General features: G+C 64.5%; 22 protein-coding genes and 1 pseudogene. 13 read left to right on the top strand and 10 right to left on the bottom strand.

Annotated elements, in window-relative coordinates; all coding sequences use genetic code 11:
- Nucleotides 1–131: 131 nt before the first annotated feature.
- The 3 genes from MnOB_RS12785 (at nucleotide 132) to MnOB_RS12775 (ending at nucleotide 2,916) form a co-directional block, all read left to right on the top strand.
- A complete protein-coding gene (locus MnOB_RS12785; RefSeq protein ID WP_077524603.1) occupies nucleotides 132–1,478 on the top strand; it encodes a cache domain-containing protein in 1,347 nt (448 codons plus the stop codon).
- A gap of 34 nt (nucleotides 1,479–1,512) precedes the next feature.
- Nucleotides 1,513–2,145, top strand: a complete 633-nt coding sequence (locus tag MnOB_RS12780; RefSeq protein ID WP_077524602.1) for a response regulator — start codon at nucleotides 1,513–1,515, stop codon at nucleotides 2,143–2,145.
- Between the two features lie 144 nt (nucleotides 2,146–2,289).
- Nucleotides 2,290–2,916 (top strand): TetR/AcrR family transcriptional regulator, encoded by a 627-nt coding sequence (locus tag MnOB_RS12775; RefSeq protein ID WP_077524601.1) that lies wholly within the window; start codon nucleotides 2,290–2,292, stop codon nucleotides 2,914–2,916.
- Nucleotides 2,917–3,018: 102 nt separating this feature from the next.
- On the opposite strand, the gene MnOB_RS12770 is transcribed toward MnOB_RS12775, so the two are convergent.
- Entirely contained in the window at nucleotides 3,019–5,382 is a 2,364-nt protein-coding gene (locus MnOB_RS12770; protein ID WP_077524676.1) for a DNA polymerase II, read from the bottom strand.
- 231 nt (nucleotides 5,383–5,613) lie between these two features.
- On the opposite strand from MnOB_RS12770, the gene MnOB_RS12765 reads away from it, so the two are divergent.
- Nucleotides 5,614–5,844: a hypothetical protein gene (locus MnOB_RS12765; protein ID WP_077524600.1), complete on the top strand. Its 231-nt coding sequence runs from the start codon at nucleotides 5,614–5,616 to the stop codon at nucleotides 5,842–5,844.
- Complete coding sequence (locus MnOB_RS12760) at nucleotides 5,841–6,140, top strand: cell division protein ZapA (protein WP_077524599.1); 300 nt, start codon at nucleotides 5,841–5,843, stop codon at nucleotides 6,138–6,140. The genes MnOB_RS12765 and MnOB_RS12760 overlap by 4 nt, the downstream gene beginning before the upstream one ends.
- Nucleotides 6,141–6,382: 242 nt before the next feature.
- Here the strand turns inward: MnOB_RS12760 and MnOB_RS12755 are convergent, their stop codons facing one another.
- Complete coding sequence (locus MnOB_RS12755) at nucleotides 6,383–7,333, bottom strand: phospholipase D family protein (RefSeq protein ID WP_077524598.1); 951 nt, start codon at nucleotides 7,331–7,333, stop codon at nucleotides 6,383–6,385.
- Between the two features lie 164 nt (nucleotides 7,334–7,497).
- Nucleotides 7,498–7,983: a GNAT family N-acetyltransferase gene (locus tag MnOB_RS12750; protein WP_077524597.1), complete on the bottom strand. Its 486-nt coding sequence runs from the start codon at nucleotides 7,981–7,983 to the stop codon at nucleotides 7,498–7,500.
- A gap of 162 nt (nucleotides 7,984–8,145) precedes the next feature.
- Between MnOB_RS12750 and MnOB_RS12745 the strand changes: the two genes are divergently transcribed.
- Entirely contained in the window at nucleotides 8,146–9,090 is a 945-nt protein-coding gene (locus tag MnOB_RS12745) for a YeeE/YedE thiosulfate transporter family protein (protein ID WP_077524596.1), read from the top strand.
- A gap of 154 nt (nucleotides 9,091–9,244) precedes the next feature.
- Here MnOB_RS12745 and MnOB_RS12740 read toward each other — a convergent pair whose 3' ends face one another.
- Together MnOB_RS12740 and MnOB_RS12735 are read right to left on the bottom strand one after the other, a co-directional pair.
- Nucleotides 9,245–10,060, bottom strand: coding sequence for a gamma-glutamyl-gamma-aminobutyrate hydrolase family protein (locus MnOB_RS12740; protein WP_077524595.1), 816 nt, complete (start codon nucleotides 10,058–10,060; stop codon nucleotides 9,245–9,247).
- A 323-nt stretch (nucleotides 10,061–10,383) separates the two neighbouring features.
- A complete protein-coding gene (locus MnOB_RS12735) occupies nucleotides 10,384–11,298 on the bottom strand; it encodes a LysR family transcriptional regulator (RefSeq protein WP_077524594.1) in 915 nt (304 codons plus the stop codon).
- Between the two features lie 157 nt (nucleotides 11,299–11,455).
- Between MnOB_RS12735 and MnOB_RS12730 the strand changes: the two genes are divergently transcribed.
- The 5 genes and pseudogenes from MnOB_RS12730 to MnOB_RS12710 all read left to right on the top strand — a co-directional run.
- Entirely contained in the window at nucleotides 11,456–12,781 is a 1,326-nt protein-coding gene (locus tag MnOB_RS12730; RefSeq protein WP_077524593.1) for a nucleobase:cation symporter-2 family protein, read from the top strand.
- A 37-nt stretch (nucleotides 12,782–12,818) separates the two neighbouring features.
- The gene (locus tag MnOB_RS12725) at nucleotides 12,819–13,325 is read left to right on the top strand and encodes a nucleoside deaminase (protein ID WP_077524592.1); all 507 of its coding nucleotides are present in this window, start codon (nucleotides 12,819–12,821) and stop codon (nucleotides 13,323–13,325) included.
- Nucleotides 13,322–13,681, top strand: coding sequence for a hydroxyisourate hydrolase (locus MnOB_RS12720; protein WP_077524591.1), 360 nt, complete (start codon nucleotides 13,322–13,324; stop codon nucleotides 13,679–13,681). Before MnOB_RS12725 ends, MnOB_RS12720 begins: the two co-directional genes overlap by 4 nt.
- Before the next feature lie 364 nt (nucleotides 13,682–14,045).
- A complete protein-coding gene (locus tag MnOB_RS12715; RefSeq protein ID WP_077524590.1) occupies nucleotides 14,046–15,143 on the top strand; it encodes a DUF1615 domain-containing protein in 1,098 nt (365 codons plus the stop codon).
- 214 nt (nucleotides 15,144–15,357) lie between these two features.
- Nucleotides 15,358–15,738: pseudogene (locus MnOB_RS12710) on the top strand (VOC family protein); the annotation flags it as partial.
- Between the two features lie 60 nt (nucleotides 15,739–15,798).
- On the opposite strand, the gene MnOB_RS12705 reads toward MnOB_RS12710, so the two are convergent.
- From MnOB_RS12705 to dsbD, 5 genes are all read right to left on the bottom strand, one after another.
- Nucleotides 15,799–16,395 carry a cell wall hydrolase gene (locus tag MnOB_RS12705; protein WP_077524588.1) on the bottom strand — a complete coding sequence of 199 codons (597 nt, stop codon included), beginning with the start codon at nucleotides 16,393–16,395 and terminating at the stop codon, nucleotides 15,799–15,801.
- 189 nt (nucleotides 16,396–16,584) lie between these two features.
- The gene (locus MnOB_RS12700; protein ID WP_077524587.1) at nucleotides 16,585–18,369 is read right to left on the bottom strand and encodes an alpha/beta fold hydrolase; all 1,785 of its coding nucleotides are present in this window, start codon (nucleotides 18,367–18,369) and stop codon (nucleotides 16,585–16,587) included.
- Nucleotides 18,370–18,644: 275 nt separating this feature from the next.
- The gene (dsbG, locus tag MnOB_RS12695; protein ID WP_077524586.1) at nucleotides 18,645–19,418 is read right to left on the bottom strand and encodes a thiol:disulfide interchange protein DsbG; all 774 of its coding nucleotides are present in this window, start codon (nucleotides 19,416–19,418) and stop codon (nucleotides 18,645–18,647) included.
- A complete protein-coding gene (locus tag MnOB_RS12690) occupies nucleotides 19,415–20,230 on the bottom strand; it encodes a TlpA family protein disulfide reductase (protein WP_077524585.1) in 816 nt (271 codons plus the stop codon). The genes dsbG and MnOB_RS12690 overlap by 4 nt, the downstream gene beginning before the upstream one ends.
- On the bottom strand, nucleotides 20,230–21,945 hold the full coding sequence (dsbD, locus tag MnOB_RS12685; protein WP_077524584.1) for a protein-disulfide reductase DsbD: 1,716 nt from the start codon (nucleotides 21,943–21,945) through the stop codon (nucleotides 20,230–20,232). Before dsbD ends, MnOB_RS12690 begins: the two co-directional genes overlap by 1 nt.
- Nucleotides 21,946–22,087: 142 nt before the next feature.
- Between dsbD and MnOB_RS12680 the strand changes: the two genes are divergently transcribed.
- Both MnOB_RS12680 and MnOB_RS12675 read left to right on the top strand, forming a co-directional pair.
- Nucleotides 22,088–22,777: a response regulator transcription factor gene (locus MnOB_RS12680; protein ID WP_077524583.1), complete on the top strand. Its 690-nt coding sequence runs from the start codon at nucleotides 22,088–22,090 to the stop codon at nucleotides 22,775–22,777.
- Entirely contained in the window at nucleotides 22,774–24,105 is a 1,332-nt protein-coding gene (locus tag MnOB_RS12675) for a sensor histidine kinase (RefSeq protein WP_077524582.1), read from the top strand. The genes MnOB_RS12680 and MnOB_RS12675 overlap by 4 nt, the downstream gene beginning before the upstream one ends.
- Nucleotides 24,106–24,164: the final 59 nt, after the last annotated feature.

The raw sequence follows: 24,164 nt of genomic DNA, 5'->3' as shown, positions 1-24,164 counted from the left end.
GCTCCCACAGGTGGATCGCGCTTCTTCGATCCACCATGGGCCTCGATCCAGGCACCAGCGGTGGAAGTAAAAAGCGACTTCCACCCTACGATGACGCGCGCGGTCTCGGCCACGTGGTGAAGTGAGTGACCATGCAACTCAAGTACAAGATCGTGACGCTCAGCGTCCTGCCACTCATCGTGTCGGTGCTCTTCATCTGCGTCCTGGTGTTCGCCCAAAGCCAGAAGCTGGAGGAAGAGCAGGCCAAGCTGGTGGAAAGCAGCATCATGGCGGCCAAGAAGGCCGAGCTGAAGAACTACCTGGAGCTGGCCCTGAGCCTGATCGCGCCGCTGTACGAGAGCGGTCGCGACGACGAGGAGGCGCGGCAGCAGGCGCTGCACATGCTGGCGCGGGCGAGCTTCGGGCTCGACGGCTACTTCTTCGTCTACGACCGTCACGGCAAGAACCTGATGCACCCCCGGCAGGCGAACCTGGTGGGCAAGGAACTCATCGGCATGAAGGACAGGAACGGTCTGCCGGTGATCCAGGCACTGCTCGACAGTGCCGAGCGGGGCGACGGTTACCAGCTCTACGCCTGGGAGAAACCCTCCACCCGCCAGGTGACTGAAAAGCTCTCCTACGTGGTGATGCTTGACCGTTGGGGCTGGATGCTGGGTACCGGCATCTACATCGACGATGTGGAGGTGGCCACGCTCAAGTCGCGCCAGGAAGTGGCGACGGGGGTGCTGACCACGGTACTGGCGATCGCCTCCTTCTCGCTGATCGCGATTCTGGTGGTGTTCACCGGCGGCCTGATGCTGAACTTCACCGAGCACCGCCTGGCCGACCGCAAGCTGTCGGCGTTGAATCAGCGCATCGTTCACCTGCAGGAAGAGGAGCGTTCACGGGTTTCCCGTGAGTTGCACGACGGCATCAGCCAGCAACTGGTGTCGATCAAGTTCCAGTTCGAGCTGGCCAGCCTGGAGCTGGAGAACGGGCGGGAGAGGGGGCTGGAGAACCTGCGCGCGGGCACGGCGCGTCTCGGTGAGGCCATCGGCGAAATCCGTCGCATTTCCCACGACCTGCGGCCGTCATTGCTGGATACCCTCGGCCTGTCGCCGGCCATCGACCAGCTGGTTCATGAGTTCGAGCAGCGCACGGGCATACGCACCCAGTACGAGCGCGGCCTGGACGACGCCAGCCTCGGCATGGACGTTCGCGTCACGCTGTTCCGCATCATCCAGGAAGCCCTGGGCAACATCGAGCGCCACTCCAGGGCCAGCGCCGCTATAATCTCGCTCGCCGCCAACCAGGGAGCCATCGTCCTGCGGGTCGAAGACAACGGCGTGGGATTCGATCCCGGCCTGGTGGACAGGAGTCACGGCATCGGCCTGAGGAATATCAGGGAGCGGGTCGATCACCATCGCGGGGCATTCACCATTTCCTCTTCTCACGGCCGAACGGAACTCCAGGTCGAGATACCCGTGCAGAGAGCTTGAACGGCTCGAATTCCAGGCGAACCAAGAGGCCGTCATGAGCGTTCCCAATCCCATCAGAATCGCGCTGATCGACGACCACATGCTGGTCCGCGATGGCGTGAAATCCCTGCTCTCGGCGATGCCGCATTTCGAGGTGGTGGCCCAGGCCGAATCCGGCGCCGAGGCGCTGGAGCTGGTGGCCAACACCGAACTGGACCTGCTACTGGTGGATGTCGGCCTGAAGGACATGAACGGCCTGGAGCTGACCCGTCGGCTGTGCAGCCTGTATCCAGGCATCAAGATCCTGATCCTTAGCATGTACGACAACCAGGAGTACGTGCGCACCTCCATCAATGCTGGCGCCTTCGGCTATGTGCTGAAGAACGCCCCTTCCACCGAGCTGATCGCCGCCATCGAAGCCATCGTCGCCGGCGGCAGCTTCTACAGCCCGGAAATCGCCCGCAAGCTGGCCACCAATGTCCGTGACGAGAACGAACTGACCCCGCGCGAGTTGCAGGTGCTGTCGATGCTCGCCAAGGGGCTGAACAACAAGGAAGTGGCGCGTGAACTGGATATCAGCGTGCGCACGGTGGAAACCTACCGCCTCAGCATCCGCCGCAAGCTGAACATCGATACGCCCGCCGCGCTGGTCAAGTACGCCTTGGAGCATGGGCTGATCTCGATCTGAGATCGGCTCGCCCTCTCGAATTACTTCATTGGCCGACCCTGGGGTTGGGTCAGCGGATAGCTGTGCCAAGCGTTATGTATTTAGGTATATTACGGTCTTCGAACGCCCGTAGCCTGGGCGCTCCGCTTGATTTCCGAGTACAGCATGACCAGCATTCGTGAGCGAAATCGCCAGCTCATCCTCGATTCGGCCGCAGCCGAATTCGCCGAGACGGGCTTCGCTGCCACCAAGATCCAGGATGTCGCTGCCCGTGCTGCGGTACCCAAGTCCAACGTCTTCTATTACTTCCTGTCCAAGGAAGACCTCTACTGCCAGGTCTTGTTGAGCGTGGTGGAGCCGTCTCTCGAAGCATCGGCCCTGTTGCGGGAGGAGGATGACGACCCGCAGGAGGCGCTGGCGGCATTCATTCGCGCCAAGTTGCGCATCAACCAGGACATGCCACGCGCGGCCAAAGTCTTCGCCAGTGAGATGCTGTTGGGGGCGCCGCGCCTGCCCAGGCATTCCCTTGAACAGCTCAACGCCGAGACCCGACGGCACATCCTCTGCCTGCAGGGCTGGATGGCCCGGGGCCTCCTGGCGCCGGTGGCGGTGCAGCACCTGCTGCTGACCCTCTGGGCCTCGACCCAGGCCCAGGCGTGCTTCGACTGGCAGACCTCGCGCATCACCGGCAAGGACGAGCCGGATGCGCGTGATTTCGACGCGGCTGCCGAAACCATTACCCGCCTGGTGGTGCAGGGAACGGCGCCAACCCATGCGGGCATGCTGGTGTGACGTTCATGTGAGTGGAGGACTCCGTAGGGTGCGCTGCGCGCACCGAAACACTGGCACGGGGTTGCTGGTGCGCACGGCGCACCCTACGAAGCGTGCCTTGAGCTAAAACAACACCATCTGCTTGTCGATCAACGACGCGAAGTCGTCCCCTACGAAGGGCAGGATGGCGTCTGCAATGGGCTGCAGCTGGCGCGTCAGGTAGTGGTCGTAATCGATGGCCGAGTGACGCGTCTCCAGTGGCTCGGGACCGTTGACGGTGATCAGGTAGCTGATCCAGCCGCCGTTCTGGTATTGGCGTGGACGCCCCAGTCTGTCGTTGAAGTCATCGGCCATGCGTGCGGCGCGGACGTGGGGTGGTACGTTGCGGGTGTAGTCGTCCAGCTGACGGCGCAGGCGTTTGCGATAGACCAGCAGCTCATCCAGTTCCCCGGCTAGCGTCCGTTGCACGTAGGCGCGCACGTAATCCTGATAGGACTGGCGATTGAATATGCGCTGGTAGAGCTCCTGCTGGAACTGTTGGGCCAGCGGAGACCAGTCGGTGCGCACTGTTTCCAGGCCCTTGAAGACCATTTCCTGGCTACCGTCCGCCCCTTTCACCAGGCCGGCATAGCGCTTCTTGCTGCCTTCCTCGGCGCCACGGATGGTGGGCATCAGGAAGCGCTGGTAGTGGGTTTCGAACTGCAGCTCCAGCGCACTTTCCAGTCCGTACTCCTGCTGCAGGTGCTCGCGCCACCACTGGTTGACCTGCTGTACCAGCTTACGGCCGATGCGGGCAGCCTCATCTTCTTCGTGGGGCCGATTGAGCCAGACGAAGGTGGAATCGGTATCGCCGTAGATCACGCTGTAGCCCTGGGCTTCGATCAGCTCCCGGGTGCGACGCATGATCTCGTGGCCACGCATGGTGATGGAGGAGGCCAGGCGCGGATCGAAGAAGCGGCAGCCACTGGAGCCGAGCACGCCGTAGAAGGCATTCATGATGATCTTCAGCGCCTGGGGCAACGCCTTGTTGCCGTCGCGCTTGGCTTCTTCGCGGCTCTGCCAGACCCGCGCCACGATGGAGGGCAGGCTGTGCCGGGTGCGGGAGAAGCGTGCTCCGCGAAAGCCGGGTACAGAGTGTTCATCGTCCGGTTGCCTGAGGCCTTCGATCAGGCCCACCGGGTCGATCAGGAAGCTGCGGATGATCGACGGGTAGAGGCTCTTGTAGTCCAGCACCAGGACCGATTCGTAGAGGCCGGGTCTTGAGTTCATCACGAAACCGCCGGGGCTTGCCTCGGGGGCCTTCTCGCCGAGGTTGGGGGCGACGAAGCCCTGGCGGTGCATCAGCGGCATGTAGAGGTGGGTGAAGGCCGCAACCGATCCACCGCTGCGGTCGGTGGCCAGGCCCGTGACCGTCGCGCGTTCGAGGAGGAAGTGGAGCAGTTCGGCCTTCTCGAAGATGCGCGTGACCAGCTCGCAGTCCTTGAGGTTGTAGCGCGCCAGGGCGGGCTTGTCCTCGGCGAACATGCGGTTGATCTCGTCCATGCGCTGGTAGGGCGTGTCGATCGCCTTGCCTTCGCCGAGCAGCGTCTGCGCGACGTTTTCCAGGCTGAAGGAGGGGAAGGTCCAGGTGGCTGAGCGCAGGGCTTCGATGCCGTCGATGATCAGGCGCCCGGTGGCTTCGGCGAAGAAGTGGTTGTTGCCGCTGCCGTGCTCGCGCCAGCCCATGGGGTCGCCGCCACGGCCCAGCAACAGTGGCACCTTCAGCTTCTCGGCGTGCGCCTGAAGCACGCGCAGGTCGAACTGCACCAGGTTCCAGCCGATGATCGCGTCAGGATCGTGTTCGGCCAGCCACTGGTTCAGGGCCTCCAGCAGCTCGGCACGGCTGTCCCGGTAGTCCAGCTGGAAGTCGACCCCGCTGGCATCGCCATTGGCTGGGCCGAGCATGTAGACCTGGCGTTGGCCGCAGCCTTCCAGGGCGATGGAATAGAGTTCGCCACGTTCGGTGGTCTCGATATCCAGCGACACCAGCCTGAGTCGCGGGCGGTAGTCGGGGGCGGGTTTGAGCTGGGCATCCAGCATGACGCCGTTGGCGTCCGGGGTGCCGCCGAAGAACACGGGCGCGGTTATGAACCGCTCCATCAGGTAGCGTTCCGGCGGGCGGATATCGGATTCGAAGACATCCACGCCGGCCTTGCGCAGGGCCTTGTCCAGGCGCATCAACTGGCGGTGCTGGTTGCAGTAGAGGCCGAGTACCGGACGATGCTGGAAGTCGCAGAGGGTGAGGGGGCGCAGCTCCGCATCGCGCTCGCCGGCCAGGACCGCTTCGGCGCGCTCGCGATGCTCGGCGGGAATGAACGCCACGGAAGTCTGGACTGGCAGGCGCACCTGTCGTGGGCCGGCATCGGTGGCCAGCCAGAAGTCGACTTCCGTCCCTTCCGGCGTGTCCTGCCAGTGCCGGGTCAGGACGAACCCCTGCTGTAATTCCACCACCGCAACCTCGGAACCTTTCTTCACCGCGGGATTCTACTCGTCATCGTTCCGGCGCGCGCGTCGTCGGACGCGGCAAGGCTCGCAATGTCTGTATGACATGAAGAAAATTAGCTAAGCCATTGAATTGACAGCATACGTCCTGTCTGAAGAACCTGATTTTTCCTGGCCAGAGAGGGGGCTTTTCTTTATGCTCCCCGGCCTTTTTCACCCGTCCGGGAGACGACCCCCATGCTGGACAATACCCTCGTACAACTCGAACAGCTCGTTACCGAACTGCTGCAGCAGAATCAGGCCATCGCCGACGATAACGCACGCATCCGCGCCGAACTGCGCAAGGCCCGCGAAGAGAACGACAGTCTGCAACTGGCCGCGATGGAGCAGGAAGAGAAGAACAACGCCGCCGCCGAGCGCCTGCAGGCCCTGGTCCGCCGCGTCAGCGAGAGCCGCGCCAGCGCATGAGTACCGACAGCGTCCGCGTGCTGCGCATCCTGGGGCGCGAGTACAACATCAAGGCACCGGCCGGCGAAGAGCAGGTGCTGCAGGACGCGGCAGCAATGCTGCAGGCGGAGATCGCCTCCAACAAGAAGAAATTCCCCTATGTCACCGCCAATGAACTGGTGGTGCTTTCCGCGCTCAATCTTTGCGCGCGCCAGTTGAATGCTGGCGACAAGCCCCATGATGCGGCCGATGTCAGCCAACGCCTGGCCAGGCTAAACCGGCGAATTCGCGAGCAACTGGACAGCGTCGGTTCCTGAGATTCCCTGACCAGGCTCAGTGCCGCGCGTACTGGCCTTTCCTTGTAGGGGCGAATTCATTCGCCAAGGGCGGCGAAGCTGCCCCCTGCAAGGTCGAGGGCCGAACCTGCGGTCCGCTTGGCGATTGAAATCGCCCCTACAGATGGAGATCGCCCCCGCAGGGTCAGCGCCAGATTGGCCTTTCCTTATGGGGGCGAATTCATTCGCGAAAGGACGGCGAAGCCGTCCCCTCGGCAGCGGGATCAGCCGATGACGCGGAAGATATCGGCGCGGTTGATCTCGGTGCGGCCGTCTTCGTACCACTCCGGAATCGCTTCCTTGAGCAGCTCCTTGTCGCCATCCAGCTTGAACGGCTGGGTGTAGCGCTTCTTGCGGTAGGCGTAGATGTAGTAGGTGCCTTCGCGGTAGAGGATACGGTCGAAGGTGTAGAAGCCGATGTGCGAGCCGTTGCAGCGCGCCGTCAGCACCACGTCGCCTTCCTCGTAGGGCAGGGCACCTTCGGCACACTCGTAGGTGAAGAACTCGCGGACATCGTCCCAGGCCACGCCATCGCTGCTGGATTTCAGATGGTCGCGGGCTTCGTCCTCGGACTGCTGCGAGTGGTCGCTGTACCAGATGAACAGCGGGATGCTCTGGTTGGTGTCGTCACCCAGCCAGCCTTCGCTGTCCAGGTACTCGGCGGTACGCGCCAGACCCGCCTGCATGCGGCGATGGTTCTGCTTGTAGGCGTCCAGCGCATCTTCGAAGGCCTGGACATGGTTGCAGGCCATCACGCCTTCGATGCCCTTGATCGCCTGGGCGCGTGCCAGATAGGCGTCGTACAGGGCAGCATCGGTGATGACGGTGCAGGTATCGCGCACCAGGCTGACGCCGACCTGGGTGAGGTTGGCGCTGCCGACTATGACCACATCCGGCTCGATCAGATAGAGCTTCCAGTTCACGCTCGCCTGATAGCGGAAGTCCACCGTCAGGGCGAGATCGGGATTGGATTCGTTGAGGCAGTGCTCGATGAAATCGGGTGAGGTCAGCGAGTTGATGGTGCCGACCAGGATATCCAGCTGGTTGCCGTTCTCGATCAACTGGTCGATCAGGGGCTCGGTGCCGCTGGCGAAGGCGGAAACTATCGTGATCTTCTTTCCGCTCAGTTCGCCCAGATAGGTTTCAAGGCTGTCTTCGTAATCCAGAATTTCCATACAGTCTCCAGCGACATCTATTTTTGCAATTTCGGCATTTTCGCACAGGCAATGCCATAAACCAGAGTCCGAAATGCTTCGCGGACCCGCCGAGTGTGTTTGACGTCCGGCGGGTCGCCCGTAGCACCTGGCGAAATGCTGCAGACGCTGGAATCGCCTGGGCCTCAGCCGTTGCTTTCGGCGAACTCGCGCAGGGCGTCGCCATCCAGGCGGTAGCGCACCCATTCGTCCTGGGGCAGGGCGCCAATGGAACGGTAGAAATCGATGGCGGGCTGGTTCCAGTCCAGCACGCTCCATTCGAGGCGACCGCAGTCATTGGCGCGGGCTTCGCGGGCGATCTCCCTCAGCAGATGGCGGCCTGCGCCGATGCCGCGTTGGTCCGGCGTGATGTAGAGGTCTTCCAAATAGATGCCATTGCGGCCCAACCAGGTGGAGTAGCTGTAGAAGTACACGGCGTAGCCGATCGGCTGGCCGTCCTTGAGGCACATCAGCGCGCGGGATGGCGCGTGGTCGACGAACAGGGTGCGGCGGATGTCCTCGACGCTGGCGATGACCTCGTGGCCAGCCCGCTCGTAGACAGCCAGTTCGATGATGAAGTTGAGGATCTGCTGGGCATCGTCGGGCTGGGCTGGGCGGATTTCGATGGTCACGGTGACTCTCCATGGGGCGGTTGGTGCAGCCATGCTAGAGGCTTTGCTGGAGCGCATGAAGGGCATTCGTAGCAATGGAGAGCGAAGACCGTCGCCATTGCGTTGCGCTTCCTGGGTGTCCGCTAATCTTGGCGTAAGACCCAGCCTGTGGAGGGCGAGGGCGTGATCCTGCTGGCGAGTGTGCTCCTGGCCCTGTTGATGGGCTTTGCCGTGCAGCGCGGTGGCACCTGCATGGTGGCCGCACTGGAAGAGGTGGTGAACAAGGGCCGCTGGGCCCGCTTTCGCGCGCTGCTGGAAACGTCCCTGTGGGTGCTGGGTGGATTCGTCCTGCTGCGTGCTTTCGATGTTCTGCCGATGGTGCCCACGGGTCTTTCCTTGCATTGGCATGCTGCACTGGGTGGTGCGTTGCTGGGCATCGGCGCGTTCATCAATGGAGGGTGTGCCTTCGGCGTGGTGGCGCGGGTTGGCTCCGGGCAATGGGCCTGGCTGGCGACGCCGCCAGGGTTTCTTGCAGGCTTCGCCCTGGCCGGTCGCAATGTCGGCATGACCTCCGCGATGCCGACGATGATTCCCGACTGGCTGGAGCAGGTGCCCATTGGCCTGGTCCCGATGATCATCGCGGCATTGGTGGCGCGTTTGGGCTGGCTGGCCTGGAACCGGCACAACGGCGGAGTGCACGGATCGATCTGGTCGCCGCACCACGCCACTATTGTCCTTGGCGTGGCCTTTCTCCTGCTGTTCGTCTGCGTCGGCGCCTGGGCCTATACCGATATCCTCGCTGAGATGGCCACCGGCCGATTCATGGAGCTGGGCCTGCGCGGCCTGCTGCTGCCGGCGATGTTCGCCGGGGCGTTGCTGGGTGGCTGGAGCGCCGGGCTCTGGGAACACCGCTGGCCGACGCCGCTGGCCTTGCTGAAGTGTTTCGCGGGCGGGGCGCTGATGGGGCTTGGCGCCACCCTGGTACCCGGTGGCAATGACAGCCTGATCCTGTTCGGCATGCCGCTGCTCTGGCCCAATGCCTGGCTGGCTTTTGCCTGCATGTGCGTGGTGGTGGTCCTGACGCTGTGGCTGGCGAAGCTGGGAAAGGGGCAGGGCGTCAGGTCGTAGGGTGCGCTGTGCGCACCGAGTTCGGAGCGAGGCTCGGCACCCCTACAACCCGCTGGTGCGCGCGGCGCACCCTACAAGAGCAGGACCAGCCCCGAGCCGTTAGTCAGGCATGAAAAAGCCCGGCGATTGCCGGGCTTTTTCATGAGCGGGTGGTTCAGGCAGCGTGATCGAACACCTTGCCCTTGGCCTTGCGCTCCACCTGCTTGCGGCAGGCTTCACCGAAGGCTTGGAAGATCTTCACCGAGTCGGGATTCTTCACCGCTTGCCATTCCGGGTGCCATTGCACTGCGAAGAGGAAGGGCGAAAGTTTGGGAGCGTGGATGGCTTCCACCAGACCGTCTTCGGCACGGGCGATGGCTTCGATGCCCTTGCCCAGGGTTTTCAGGCCCTGGCCGTGCAGCGAGTTCACCTGAATGGTGTCGTTACCCAGGACCTTGTGCAGCCAGCTGTTCTGATCCACGCGCACGCTGTGGGCCGGGGCGTACTGGACGTCCACCGGGTCTTCAGTGTTTTCGCGGTGGTCATTGAAGCCAGGCTCGGCATAGACCTTCTGGTACATGTCGCCGCCCAGGGCGACGTTGATTTCCTGCATGCCACGGCAGATGCCGAAGATCGGCAGGCCGCGCTCGATGGCAGCACGAATCAGGGGCAGGTCGAAGAGGTCGCGATCCTTGTCCTGAGCTTTCTCCGGCGTCAGGTTTTCCTGACCGTAGAGGCTCGGGTCGATGTTGCTGCCAGCACCGGTGAGGTAAACGCCGTCAGCCATATCGAGGTACTGCTGGAGGTCTTCGGTGCCGCAGCAGGTGGGCACGAGGACCGGTACACATTCGGAGATTTCTACCAGCGGCACGATGTACTTGTGGGTCATCACCTGGTAGTCGTGGCCCTTGCGTTCCTGGGCGCCCATGGACATCAGGACGACCGGTTTACGAGTGGTCTGCTTCTTATTGCCAATGTTGCTGTTGGACATATTTCACCTTGGGACAGGCTCAGCCTATCGTTGCTGTGCAGGCGCGCCAGTGAGGTTTGGGGCTACCTGAGATCCCGAGCACTGCCGGTAATCGGCGGGGCGATTTCCGGTCGAGACCTGCTATATAGCCTGCCAGAGCCGTTTAATATGTCAAACGAAGCCGACGAAAAACGTAAAAAATAATGGCCGATTTTTATCGGTTTTTAATAGATAACATATTGATATTTATAGATATTTATAAATAGAGAAAAATATTTTTCGGTTCAGCATCTAAAACGAGTGTTCAGAATGCTGGACCCTGCGCCCAGCATGGAAGCCTCGTCCTAGAGCGTCGTCGCCTTGCCTTGGCTATCCAGCTCGAACACCTTGTTTCGCATCAGACGCTCCCGCAGCCAGCGCTTGGCCTTGCCCCTGCCTTGCCGGCGCGGCCAGATCAGGTCCACGCCTACCAGCCAGTCCGTATGTGGATAGGCCACGAGGTTCAGTTCCACCAGATCGCCGTTGGCCAGTTCCCGATGGATGAGTTGGCGGGGCAGGGTGGCCCAACCTAGGCCCGCGCGCACCATCTCCAGCAATGCCATATAGCTTTCCGCTTGCCAGAGCTGGGTAGAGCGCAGGTATTCACTGCTGGGCAGCTTGCTGGCATGGGCGCTGAAGGCCAGTCGTCGGTGGGCGTGCAGGTCGGCGAAGCTGACCTGGGCAAGCTGCGCCAGTGGGTGTGACGGGTGGGTGGCGTGCACCATGATCAGCTTGCCCAGCTGCTGGAACTCCAGTTCCCGCGGATATTCCGGTTGGGAGAAGGCGATACCCATCTCGACTTCACCTTTCTGCACCATGCCAGCCACATCGCCATAGACCGGGTGGCGGACGATCAGATCGACATAGGGAAAAGCCTGCTCGAACTCGCGCAGTACCGGCATCACGGTGTTGTAGGGCACCTCGATGGCCAGGGTCAGGCTCGGCTCGGTTTCTTCCGTCAGGCTGTCGGCATGGCCTTCCAGTGCCAGGCAGCGCTCCAGCACCGCTTCGGCCTCCAGCAGAAGCTTCTGGCCGGCAGCGGTCAGAGCCGGAATGCGGGTGGACCGGTCGAACAGTTCCACGCCCAGGTCGGTTTCCAGGTTGGCGATGGCGGCACTGACCGTCGACTGCGTGCGCCCCAGCCGGCGCGCGGCGGCCGAGAAGGAGCCCGCTTGGGCAACGGTGACCAGCACCTGCAGCTGATCCAGTGAAAACCGCATGGCGAAGCTCCTTTGATCCATCGATGGGGGCGATGGTTATTCATTTGTTCCATCGTCATCAAGTGGAGATCATCCGCCTCAGCCAGCACTGCCTCCTCGAATCGCTGGGCAACCCACACCCAAAAACAAGAACACGTTGCTTTGCAGGAGTACCTCCATGAGCCATCCCCATCCGGTGGACCAGCTGCTTCCCGTTCGCCAACTCGTCACCTACGGCCTGCAACACGTGCTGGTGCTTTACGCCGGCGCGGTGGCTGTGCCGCTGATCCTCGGCAGCGCCCTCGGGCTTTCCAGCGCTGACGTGGTGTTGCTGATCAACGCCAACCTGCTTACCTCGGGTATTGCCACGCTGGTGCAGACCCTCGGCTTCTGGCGCTTCGGCGCGCGGCTGCCGCTGGTGCAGGCCTGCTCCTTCATCGCACTGGCGCCGATGATCATGATCGGCAAGGCCTACGGGCTGACCCAGGTGTTCGGTGCGGTGATCGCCGCCGGTGTCATCACTATCGCCTTGGCGCCGGTGTTCAGCCGCCTGCTGAGGTTCTTCCCGCCGGTGGTGATCGGCAGCCTCATCACCATCATCGGCATTTCCCTGATGCCGGCGGCGGCCATCTGGCTCGGCGGCGGCAACCCGGGCGCAGAGGATTTCGGCACACCCGCCAACTTGCTGCTGGGCCTGGCGACGGTCGCCATCACCCTGGTAATTCATGCGCGATTCTCGGGCTTCGTCGGCAATCTCAGCGTATTGATCGGGTTGTTCGCCGGTAGCCTGATTGCCGCCGCCTTCGGCATGACGGACTTCAGTCGGGTAGGGCAGGCGGCCTGGTTCGAGCTGTCCGCACCCATGGCTTTCGGCGTGCCTGAATTCTCCCTGACACCCATCCTGATCATGACCCTGGCGATGCTGGTGATCATGGCCGAGACCACCGGCAACTGCCTGGCCATCGGCAAGCTCACCGGCCGCACCATCACCCAGCGCACCCTGGGCGATGCCTTCCGCGCCGACGGCCTCTCCACCATCGTCGGCGGCCTGTTCAACAGCTTCCCTTACAACGCCTTCACCCAGAACACCGGCCTGATCGCCCTTTCCAACATCAAGAGCCGTTTCGTGGTGGCTACCGCGGGTGGGCTGATGATCCTCATGGGGCTGTTCCCCAAGCTCGGTGCGCTGATCGCTGCCGTACCTACACCGGTGCTTGGTGGCTGCGCCATCGTGATGTTCGGCATGACCACGGTGGCCGGTATCCAGGAGCTGTCGCGAGTGCGCTTCGAGGGCACCCGCAATGCCCTGGTGGTGGCGGTGTCGGTGAGCGTCGGCGTGCTGCCCATGTCCTTCCCGGCCCTGTTCGAGCACTTCCATGGCGCACTGCGCCTGGTGCTGGAGAGCGGCATCTTCCTCGGCGCGCTGAGCGCCATCGTCCTCAACCTCCTGCTGAACCGGGAGGCGCCCGCCAGCCAGGGCGAGACCGCCGAGCTGGCCGACTGATTCGCGCATTCGCGCCTTTACTGCCAAGGAGCCATCCATGACCTTCAGCAACCTCGTACCCACCTGCGTCAACGAACTCGACCTGGAACTGCTGCGCCTGTCCATCCGCTTGTCCGAGGAATCCCGCGAGCGCGGCCGGCATCCGTTCGCCGCAGTCGTGGCCGACCGCAACGGCAAGGTGATCGCCCAGGCCGGCAACAACTCCATGCCGCCGGAAGGCGACCCGACCCAGCACGCCGAACTGGCCGCTGCCGCCCAAGCCGCCAAAATCCTGAGCCCGGAAGAACTCGCCCATTGCACCCTCTACACGAGCGCCGAACCCTGCTGCATGTGCGCCGGTGCGGTGTATTGGACCGGCATCGGACGCGTGGTCTACGCCCTGTCGGAACACGCGCTGCTGGGACTGACCGGCGCCCACCCGGAGAACCCCACCTTCTCCCTGCCGTGCCGCGAAGTGTTCGCCCGTGGCCAGCGTGAAGTCGCGGTGCTGGGGCCGATGCTGGAGACCGAAGCCGCTGCGGCCCATGAGGGGTTCTGGTCGTGAGCGGAGGCATCTCCATCCATGTGGTGGATGTCGCCAGCGGCCGTGTAGCCGAAGGACTGGAGGTGCGACTGGAGCGGCTGGAGGGCGAGGATCGTGAGCTGATCTGCGCCGGCCGCATCGGTAGTAATGGCCTGCTCGCCGAACTGGCAGGGCTGGCCGAACGCTGCCGTCCAGGCCTCTACGTAGCCCGCCTGCGAGTGGCGGACTACTACCGTGCGCGGGGGATGCAGTTGCCAGAACCGCCGTTCCTCGATGAGCTGATCTACCGCTTCGGCACTGCCGACGCCGCGCAGCATTACCACCTGCCGTTCAAGCTCACCGCCTGGGGCCTTTCCTGCTTCCGTGGCGGCGCTTGACCGCCGCGATTTGCCTTCCTTTTCGCGAATGAATTCGCTCCCACATCGGCACAATCCGTTTTTGTAGGCAGGACTACGTCCTGCTTGGCGAATGAATTCGCCCCTACAGGATTGCGACAAGGGATGGCCGGGAGTCACCCCTCTCCCTTCTGGGGTGAAGAGGCACGTTTTCGGAAGCACCGCTTCCGGTGCCGATGAACGCCTGCGCGCGAAGCGCTCAGGCTGGGGCGCAGGGCGGGGGCGGGGGCGGGGGCGGGGGTGAGGGCGGTTTCATGCCCCTCCGAATCGCAACCTGAAATCAATTCGCGCCTCTGCTGTCTTTCATGCCATGTTTCGCCGGCATGAACCGCAAGGCAGCCCCTTCATGAGCAACCTCGTTACCCGTTTCATCACGCTTTTCACGCTTCTGACCCTCGCCGCTTGCGGCACCCAGCGCCCGCAGGAGCCGGTGTTGCGGCCCGCCGAGGTGCGTGCCAAGGTCGTCAAGCTGATGCCGGCCAAGGTGGCGGATCGCCAAGGCTGGGCGGCCGATATCCAGGCCGCCTTCGCCGCGCAGGACATCTCACCCAGTAACAGCAATCTTTGCGCGGTGCTGGCGGTCACCGAGCAGGAGTCCACCTACCAGGTGGACCCGCCCGTACCGGGGTTGGCGAAGATCGCCAGGCAGGAAATCCTCCGCCGCGCCGGTGGCCTGCATGTACCGGCCTTTGTGGTGAATTCCGCCCTGAAGATCGACTCACCCAACGGCAAGACCTACGACCAGCGCCTGTCCGCCGCGCGTACGGAGAAGGAATTGAGCGCCATCTTCGACGACTTCATCGACATGGTGCCCCTGGGCCGGAAACTGTTCGGCAACTTCAACCCGGTGCACACCGGCGGCCCCATGCAAGTGAGCATCGCCTTCGCCGAAGCCAGCGCGAAGGACTACCCGTACCCGGTCAAGGGCTCCATTCGCCAGGAGGTCTTCACCCGACGCGGCGGCATGTACTTCGGCATCGGTCACCTGCTGGGTTACCCGGCTCATTATCCGAAGCCGCTCTACCGCTTCGCCGACTTCAACGCCGGCTGGTACGCCAGTCGCAATGCCGCGTTCCAGAACGCCGTAAGCCTGGCTTCGGGGATTCCGCTGGAGCTGGACGGGGACCTGGTCATCCACGGCTCCAGCAAGGCCGGTGCTACCGAGCTGGCGGTACGCGCGTTGCAGCGGCAACTGGATCTCAGCGACTCGGCCATCCGCCGCGCGCTGCTCAAGGGTGACACCCTGGAGTTCGAGGAAACTGACTTGTACGAACAGGTGTTCGCCCTCGCCGAGAAGATCGAGCGGCGCAAACTGCCCCGCGAAGTGATGCCGGGCATTGACCTGAAGAGCCCGAAGATCACCCGCAAGCTCACGACCAAGTGGTTTGCCGAGCGGGTGGATGGGCGCTACCAGGGCTGTATGAAACGCGCTTCAGGGCTCTGAACCACAGGTCAGAGGAAGGCCTTGGAATAGGTGCTGTGCTGCATGTCCGCGCAGCGCGATCTGACCCCAGGCGGTGCAGAACCTTCACCCGGTGCAGCGGTTGTCCGCTGTGCCGGTGGGAGGTTTTTGTGCTTTCCGGGGTCGAAGAAACTGGGCGGCTATCATTCCAGCGTTTCGACCGACATCCGCCTCGACCAACAGGGAGGAGCGTTTCATGAAGATCGTTGTGACCAGTGTGCTCGTTGACGACCAGGCGAAGGCGTTGACCTTCTATCGTGATGTGCTGGGTTTCGAGCTGAAGCACGACATTCCCATGGGTGCGCATCGCTGGCTGACGCTCACTTCCCCGGGCGATCCCGCCGGCGTCGAGTTGCTGCTGGAGCCCGATGTCCACCCCGCGGCCGGGCCATTCAAGGCGGCGATCAGGCAGGATGGAATTCCCTATACGTCCTTCGGCGTCGACGATGTGCACGCCGAGCACGCCCGGCTGAACGCCGCCGGCGTCCGTTTCACCCAGCCGCCCACCACCATGGGGCCGGTCATCCTCGCCGTGTTCGACGACACCTGCGGCAATCTCATCCAGATCGTCCAGCAGGCGGGAATCGCGGCTAGGGCTGCGTTTCCTTCGCCGAACTGGCAACCGGTTGCTTGGCCATTACGGTTTGTAGAAGAGGAAGCGCCGAGTCTGCGCCGTCCTGGCGTACTCGTGGGCCCATTCGGGTGAAACGGTGCGGTCGTGGAAGTACAGCGCACCTTCGGTGCGATCCTTCAGTTGGCCGTTGAGTGCCTTGCGTGCGATCTCCGTGGCCAGTTCGTAGCGCACTTCCTCCACCACTTCGTCAGGGCGGCCATCGCACCACCAGGAGAACTGGCAGCTCTTGGTCTCCGAGCCCTGCTTGACCACAGCGCAGACGGTGTCCGGAAAGTCGTCGCTGGCCAGCCGGTTCATCACCACATTGGCGACCGCCTCCATTTCGTGGGGTGGCTCGCCCTTGGCTTCCCAGTAGATGGAGCGTGCGAGGCAGGTGATGGCGTCATCCAGTGGCGCCGCGCCGGCCGGGTCAACGGCCTGCGCCTCGCTGGGCGTGATGGGGGCGACCCCGCCGCTGGTCGGTGGTTGGTCCTGGGCGGCCTTTTCTTCCAGCACTTCGGCCTTGTTTTCCGCCGTCTCGGCCTTCTGGGTGTCGGCGGCCGATGCGTAACCACCCAGAAGCAAGGCGGCTACGCAGAGTAACCCTGGTATCCAGCGCATCTTGGACCTCGCTGATGACATGCCATCAAGGCCGCCACGTGACAGCGAGGAACGGGACGGCAGTCGGCGGGTCTGTAACGCTGGACGGACCCGCTTGGGGGAGTAGACTGCGGTCCGCCTGAATCATTCCAACTAAGAACACTGGAGCCCACGGACGGCGTGGGCTCCAGCGAGGTTGGCAGGCTTGCGTCAGCGTTCCATGACGTAGGTGCCAGGCGCGGGGCAGAGCGGCGGATGTTTGCGCGAGCCGGATTTCTTCGGCGCGGCCAGGCTTTCGCCCGAACGCTGCTGAATCCACTCACGCCAGTGGGACCACCAACTGCCTTGCTGGCGCTCGCCGGCATTCTGCAGCCAGGTTTCCGGGTCGCTGGAACTGGCGGGCGCCGCGTAGTAGAACGACTTCGGATTGCCCGGCGGGTTGACCAGGCTCTGCAGGTGTCCGGCGTTGGACAGCACGTAGGTGGCGTCCTCGCCGAACAGGCGGGCCGTGCCGTAGCAGCCTTGCCAGGGCGTGATGTGGTCGGTGGTGCCGCCGACCACATAGGCACCGACCTTCACCTGGGTCATGTCGATGGATTCGCCGGCAATCGTCAGGGTGCCCGGGTTGCTGTACGGGTTCTGCTGGACCAGGTCGAGGTAGTCCGCGTGTAGCTGGGCGGGCAGGCGCGTGGTGTCGTTGTTCCAGGCGAGGATGTCGAAGGCTGGCGGCTTATTGCCCAGCAGGTAGTTGTTGACCCAGTAGTTCCAGATCAGGTCGTTGGGGCGCATCCAGGCGAACATGCGCGCCATGTCCTGGCCGCTCAATACGCCCTTGCGCTTCGAGCTGGCCTTGGCGGCGCGCAGGGCGGCCGGTGTGGCGAACAGCCCAAGGGTGGTGTCGTCCAGCGCCGACGGCATGTCGAGCACGCACACGGCCCAGCTGGTGTTGGCCACCTTGTGGCCCTCGCCACGGGCTGCGAGCCAGCCGAGGTAGGCCGCCAGGGTGATACCGCCGGAGCAGGAGCCCCACATGTTCACGTCCGGGCTGCCGGTGATCTGGCAGGCCACATCCACTGCCTGGTCGAGGCACAGGGCGTATTCGGAGAGGCCCCAGTCGCGGTGCTCGCTGGTTGGGTTGCGCCAGCTGATGACGAACAGGTTCACGCCGCTGTCCTGAATCCACTTGATCAGGCTTTTCTCCGGCGAGAGGTCGATGGCGTAGTACTTGTTGATCTGCGGGGGCGACATCACCAGGGGCCGTGCAAATGCGTTCGGTGTGCTCGGTGCGAACTGCAGCAGCTCGAACATCTCGTTGCGGAACACCACCTCGCCCTTGGCCGTGGCGATGTTCTCCCCGACCTTGAACGGCGTGCTGTCGACCTGCTCTGGAAGCCCGCGCTTGTTCAGCATGTCGTGGGCGAAGTGACGGATGCCCCTGGCCAGGCTCAAACCACCGGTATCCACCAGCTTGCGCAGGGCGGCGGGGTTGGTCAGCGGCGAGTTGCTGGGAGCCACCGCGTCGGCCAGGAGCGACGCAACGAACTGCGCCCGGCTCTTTTCCAGGGGCGGAAGATCAGTGGACTCGATGAAGCGGTTGAGCTCGCCCTGGCCGGCCAGGTAGCTCTGCAACAGGCCACGCAGGAAGACGTTGGACTGCCAGGCCGGATCGGCGAAGCGCTTGTCCTTGGGGTCGGGAGCAATGGTGGAGGAACCGCCAACGATGGCGCGCAGTTCCTTGAGGTATCCGCCCAGATGGGCACTGGCCTTGAGCGGCGACTGGCCCAGCGCCTTGAGCAGGTAGCCGGCCGAACCGACCAGGTCCGCAGCGCGCACGCTAACCAGCGGATTTCCCGCCAGCGTCTGGTTTGTCGCAGTGCCGATCAGCTCGTGTTGCGGGGACGGAAGGTCGGCCTCCTTGCGGGGGCGGCGGGGCTTGGCAGTTGCGGGGAGTGGTTTGGCCGCCGAGGCCTTCGACGTGCGGGGGGATTTGCTCATGGAACTCTCGTTTTTTTCTTGTTCGGGATACAGCAGCGACTCTAGGCGCCATGGGCAGTCGGCAACCGTGCATCCCGCGACAGGCGATTTTCATTTCATGACAGAGGTCGCGTTGGCCGACGAGGGGAAGGGGTAGTGCGGTGTGCATTAAGTGTTGCAAGTAGCTGCATTGCCTGTAGGAGCTGGCTTGCCAGCGAATGGCCCCTTTTCGCTGGCAAGCCAGCTCCAACACTGCGCCGCCGGGGGAGAGGGCACCTCCGGCGCCCTCGAACACATCACTCTGCCTGCGAGCCCATGATCCTCGCCAGGACGTCGGGCTGCGGCACGCCCTGCTGTTGCTGCAGGCGGCCCTTGTCATCCAGGTAGAACACGGACGGCGTCGCCTGGGCACCCATTTCGCCCATCAGGTCGAGGTTCTCCGCGAGATGCTTGCGGATTTCGCCCGGCACCTTGTCCTCGGCTTTGAGGGTGCTGGCCTTGCCGGCCGCTTCGTGCGCGTTGAGGGCGGCCTGTGGGTCCTTGGCGCCAAGCAGGGCGGCGGCCTTGCCGGCACTGTCCGGGCGCAGCATGCCGACCATGATGTGGCGCAACTGAACCTTGCCACTCTCGACCCAGGGCCGTGCCTGTTGCCAGAACAGGTTGCAGTAGGGGCAGTTGGGGTCACTGAACAGGTAGACGATGCGCGGGGCCTCGGGACTGCCGTCGGCGATCCAGGCGCTCTTTTCCATCCGCCCCCACATTTCCTTGGCCATCGGCGCGTACACGTATTGCTCCAGCGCCTCTTGGCCCAGGTCCTCTCCCTTGGCGTCGAGCAGGCTGCCAATCAGCACATGCTCGCCATCGGGCGTGAGATACAGCGTCAGCCCCTGGCCGTTGTAGCGGGCGGCGTAGCCCTTGAGTCCACCCGGCGCCTCGAAGGTGCCGACCACCTTGGCGCCACGGGCTTCCACGGCCTTGATCGGAGCCGGCCATTCAGCGGCGTGGGCGGTGCTGATGGCCGACAGGCCGATGCCGGCCAGCGCACAGGTGAGTTGTTGGAGTCGCGTCATTGCTGATTGTCCTTATCAAGGGATTCCAGGGCGCGCGCCAGGCTCGCCCGCGAAAGTTCGCCCAGGTGGCTGCCGACCTGGCGGCCACTGGCGTCGTAGAACAGGGTGGTGGGCAGCGCCGTGGAGCCGACCTGCTGGCCCAGCCGGTTGCCGCTGTCGAGCAAGACGTTGTCCAGGGCCAGGCCTTGGCCATCCAGGAAGCGGCTGACGGCTTCAGCCGCCTCGCCCTGGTTGACGAAGAGGAACAGGGCATCGGGATGGGCAGCCTGGGCCGCCGCCAGCACCGGCATTTCGCGCCGGCAGGGTGGGCACCAGGTGGCCCAGAGATTGATCACCAGTGGCTTTCCAGCAAGACTCTGCAGCGCCACCGGGCGGCCCTGGATATCCAGTAGGGCCAGTTCCGGCAGGCGCGTGGCGCGGTCCAGGGCGTGCCAGGTGAGGGTGCCCAGGCCCCAGCTTGCGACGCCGACCGCCATGGCGACGCCCAGCGGTTTGCGCAAGTCGGGCGTGCGCCAGAGCAGCCAGCCACCCAGGAGCAGGGCGGCGAGTACGCCCGGCCAGGCGATGAAACCCCCGTCGCGGATGTCGATCACCCGCCAGGGCTCATCGCGGAAGTGCTCGAAATACGCGATGACGAAGGCCAGTCGTGCCACCAGCAAGGCCACCAGCAACAGGCGGAACAGCCAGCGCTCCGGGTTGTGGCCGTGGCGCCGGCCGATCCACCAGCCGCAGAGGGTGGCCAGCAGCAGGCTGCCGAGAATCAGCACGTGAGGCAGTGCCAGGGCGAATGGACCCAGGTTCACGGTCAGCATCAGCCGCGCTCCCGGATCGCGTTCCAACGCTTCAGGAAGGCCTGGGCGTCCACTTCACCGGTGATGCGACCGTCGCGGCGCTCCTGGCCATCGGGGCCGATCCAGAGCAGCGTTGGCGGGCCGAGTACCTGGTAGCGGTCGAGCAGGGCACGGCTGTTGGCGTCACTGCGGGTCACGTCCGGGCGCAGGATTCGCACGCCAGCAAGGCCCGTCTGCACCTCGGCGTTGCCGAACACCTCTTTCTCCATGACCTTGCAGGACACGCACCAGTCCGCGTAGTAGTCCACCAGTACCCATTGTCCCTGGGCCCTGGCGGCCGCCAGCTCGCGGTCGAGGGTGGCGGGGTCGCTGAAGTGGGTCTTGCTGCTTGCCGTGGTGTGCGGGCTGGTAGAACCGGCGTACACCGCCAACGGGCGCTGGATATCCGTCGCGCCACCCGCAGCGCCAATCAGCAGGCTCATGCCCCACAGGCCCAGCACCGCGCCGGCGGCGCGCGCGGGGACTAGCCGCGAGACGTGGAAGAGGGCGGTGGCCAGGCTGACCAGCCAGACAACCCAGAGGGCCAGCCACAGGCTGTCGGCCAGCAGCGGTCTGGCAACGAACAGGGCCGCTGCGAGGAAGAGGAAGCCGAACACGCCCTTGACCCGTTCCATCCAGGCACCGGGCTTGGGCAGGAAACGATTGCCCAGCGTCACCAGCAACAGCAGCGGCGTGCCGATGCCCAGGCCCAGGGCGAACAGCACCAGGCCGCCCTGCACGGCGCTGCCGCTCTGGGCGATGAACAGCAGTGCGGCCGCCAGCGGTGCGGTCATGCAGGGGCCGACCAGCAGGCCGGACAAGACGCCAAGCACGCCGGCACCCAGCAGGCTGCCGCCTTTCTGCTGGCGCCCGGCATTTTCCAGACGATCGCGCAGGGCCGTCGGCAGTTGCAGTTCGAACGCCCCGAACATGGGCAGGGCGAGCAGCACGAACACCCCAGCGAAGCTCGCCAGCAGCCAGGGTTGTTGCAGTGCTGCCTGCAGGTTGGCGCCCAGCAGCGCGGCCACTACGCCTAGCCCGGCGTAGACCAGTGCCATGGCCACCACGTAAGTGCCGGCGAGCGCGAAGCCGCGACGGGACGAGGCGCCGCCGCCGACCACGATGCCGGCGAGGATCGGCAGCATCGGCAAGGAGCAGGGGGTGAAGGCCAGCAGCAACCCCAGGCCGAAGAACAGCAGCAGGCTCCAGGCCAACGAGCGTTCTTGCAGGCCGCTGGCGAGGGCCTGGTCTTCGGCCTGAAGGGCGCCCGGTTCGCCGGAACCGCTGGCGCTCAGTGCAACCTCGCGGCTTTGCGGCGGATAGCACAGACCGGCATCGGCGCACCCTTGCCAGCCCAGGCGCATACGCTCACCGGCTCCGGGCGGAACCTCCAGGGTCAGGCTATGGCGATAGACCTCGGTGTCGCCGAAGAACTCGTCGCTATGGGGCTCACCCATTGGCAGGCTGGGACGGTTTGTCTCGGCCAGCCCCTGGAATTGCAGGCGCTGCTTGTACAAGTAGTAGCCGGGCGCGATCTGCCAGTGCAGCCGGGTGGCGCCGTTCTCCAAGGGTGTGACGCTGAGGGCGAAGGCCCGGTCCACCGGGAGGAAGTCGGGTTGCGCATTGCCCAGCAGCCCGCCGGCCGACGAGGCCAGGCCGGGCAACAGCAGGAACAGCGCAAGCATCAGGGCACGCATGAAGGCTCCATTGCGGTTTCAGGTGTACGGAAGATTGTGCGGGCGGCATTAACGGGGCATTAACAGCAGCGGCACGGGCTGCATTAATGTCGCCTTAATCGGTAAGGTCCACCATCGACTCCATTTCAGCGGACGCGACTCCATGCATGTGCTCCTCGCCGAAGACGACGCCCTGATCGCCAGCGGCATCGTTGCCGGCCTCCTGGCCCAGGGCCTGACCGTCGACCACGCCGCCACGGCGGCCAGTGCCGAAGCGATGCTGCGCGCGGCGCGCTTCGATGTGCTGATCCTCGATCTTGGCCTGCCCGACGAAGACGGCATCGACCTGCTGCGGCGCCTGCGTCAGCGTGGGCTCGAACTGCCGGTGCTGGTCCTCACTGCACGGGATGCGGTGAGCGACCGGGTGATCGGCCTGCAAGCCGGTGCCGACGACTATCTGCTCAAACCCTTCGACCTGCGTGAACTCGCCGCGCGCCTGCATACGCTGATGCGTCGGGTGGCCGGGCGCCGCGTGAACCTCATCGAACACGGCCCTCTTTGCTACGACCCGAGCAGTTGCGAAGCGCGGCTGGATGGTCGCCCCGTGGAACTCTCGCGACGCGAGCTGGCGCTGTTGCAGGCGCTGCTGAACAATCCCGGGCGCGTGCTCAGCGCCGATCAACTCAAGGACGCGGTCTACGGCTTTGCCGAGGATGTGGAGAGCAATGCCCTGAACGTGCATATCCATCACCTGCGCCGCAAGCTCGGCAGCGGCATCGTCGAGACCGTGCGCGGCCTGGGCTATCGGCTGGGCCCGGCCAGTGGTGATAGCGGACGGGAGACGACGCCATGAGCCTGCGCCTGCGCCTGACCCTGATGCTGGGTTCCGCCTTCGTGCTGCTCTGGACCTTGGCGGCCACCTGGATGCTCTTCGATTTGCGTAACGAGATGATGCGCTCCCTGGACGAACGCCTGGGGGCGTCCGCGCGGATGGTCGCCGGCCTGCTCGAACAGTTGCCGCAACCCGTGGCCAGCGATGGCACGCGCACGCCCATCAGCGCCGAGCGGCTGGGCATTCCCAATGGCATGGCCTGCCAGGTCAGTTCCCTGCGCGGCGAAGTGCTGGCCCGCAGCCACGCGGCGCCGGGCCAGCAGCTGGACGCCGAGCGCGCGGGCTTTCATGACCAGATGATCGACGGCGTGCCCTGGCGCAGCTTCACCCTGTTGCACGGCGAACTGCGCGTCACCACGGCCGATCGGCTCGACGAACGCGCCACCCTCGGGCGTTCGGTGCTACTGGCGGCCGCGGTGCCGATGGTGGTGGCCCTGCTGGGCAGCCTCGGCCTGCTCTGGCTTGGCCTCGGACGCGGGCTGGCGCCGCTGCAGCGCATCCGCGAAGCACTCACCCGACGCAGCGCGGACTCCCTTCAACCCTTGCAGGTGGGTGCCTTACCTGGGGAATTGCAGCCTCTGGTGGAAACCCAGAATCAGCTGTTCCAGCGCATCGCCCAGGCGCTGGAGCGCGAGCGGCGGTTCACCGGCGATGCGGCCCATGAGCTGCGCAGCCCCCTCACCGCGATCAAGACCCACCTGCAGGTGGCGCGCATGACCCAGGGCGCGGCCGTCGATCAGGCGCTGGCCAACGCCGAGGCCGGTGCCGATCGCCTGCAACGGACCTTGGAGCAGTTGCTGCTGTTGGCGCGGGTGGAAGGCAGCCTGGACTTCGATGAAGGCTTGCAGTGCACAGCCGCTGAAGCGGCCAGGCTGGCCATCGAGGACGCCGGGCCGGGGGGACGGGAACGCATCGAGCTGGAGCTGCCGGATGACTTGCCTGCCGCTCCGCTGGATATTCCCATCGCGCTGGCGGTGGCGGCCCTGCGCAACCTGTTGGAGAACGCCCTGCGCCACAGCGATGCGCAGGTGAAGCTGGCCCTTGAGCGGCACGGCGACCGGGTGTGCTTCAACGTGTGTGACCGGGGCCCCGGCCTGCCGGTGGAAAAGCTGGCGCGCATGGGCCAGCGTTTCTGGCGTAGCGCCGACAGCGGCGGCAGTGGCCTGGGCTTGTCCATCGTCCAGGCCATCGCCGAGCGCTGCGGTTGCACGCTGGAATTCGCGAATACGGAGGACGGTCTGGAGGTGATGCTGACGGTGCGGTTGAGCAGCAGCCTTCCTGCCAGCTAGTGCGTAAAAAGGCGGGCCATTGGCCCGCCTTCGCGTCCGCTCTTCTGTAGGGGCGAATT

It is taken from the genome of Metapseudomonas resinovorans (assembly GCF_002003485.1).
Taxonomy (GTDB): Bacteria; Pseudomonadota; Gammaproteobacteria; order Pseudomonadales; family Pseudomonadaceae; genus Metapseudomonas; species Metapseudomonas resinovorans_D.
This window is presented reverse-complemented; position numbering and strand designations above follow the sequence as displayed.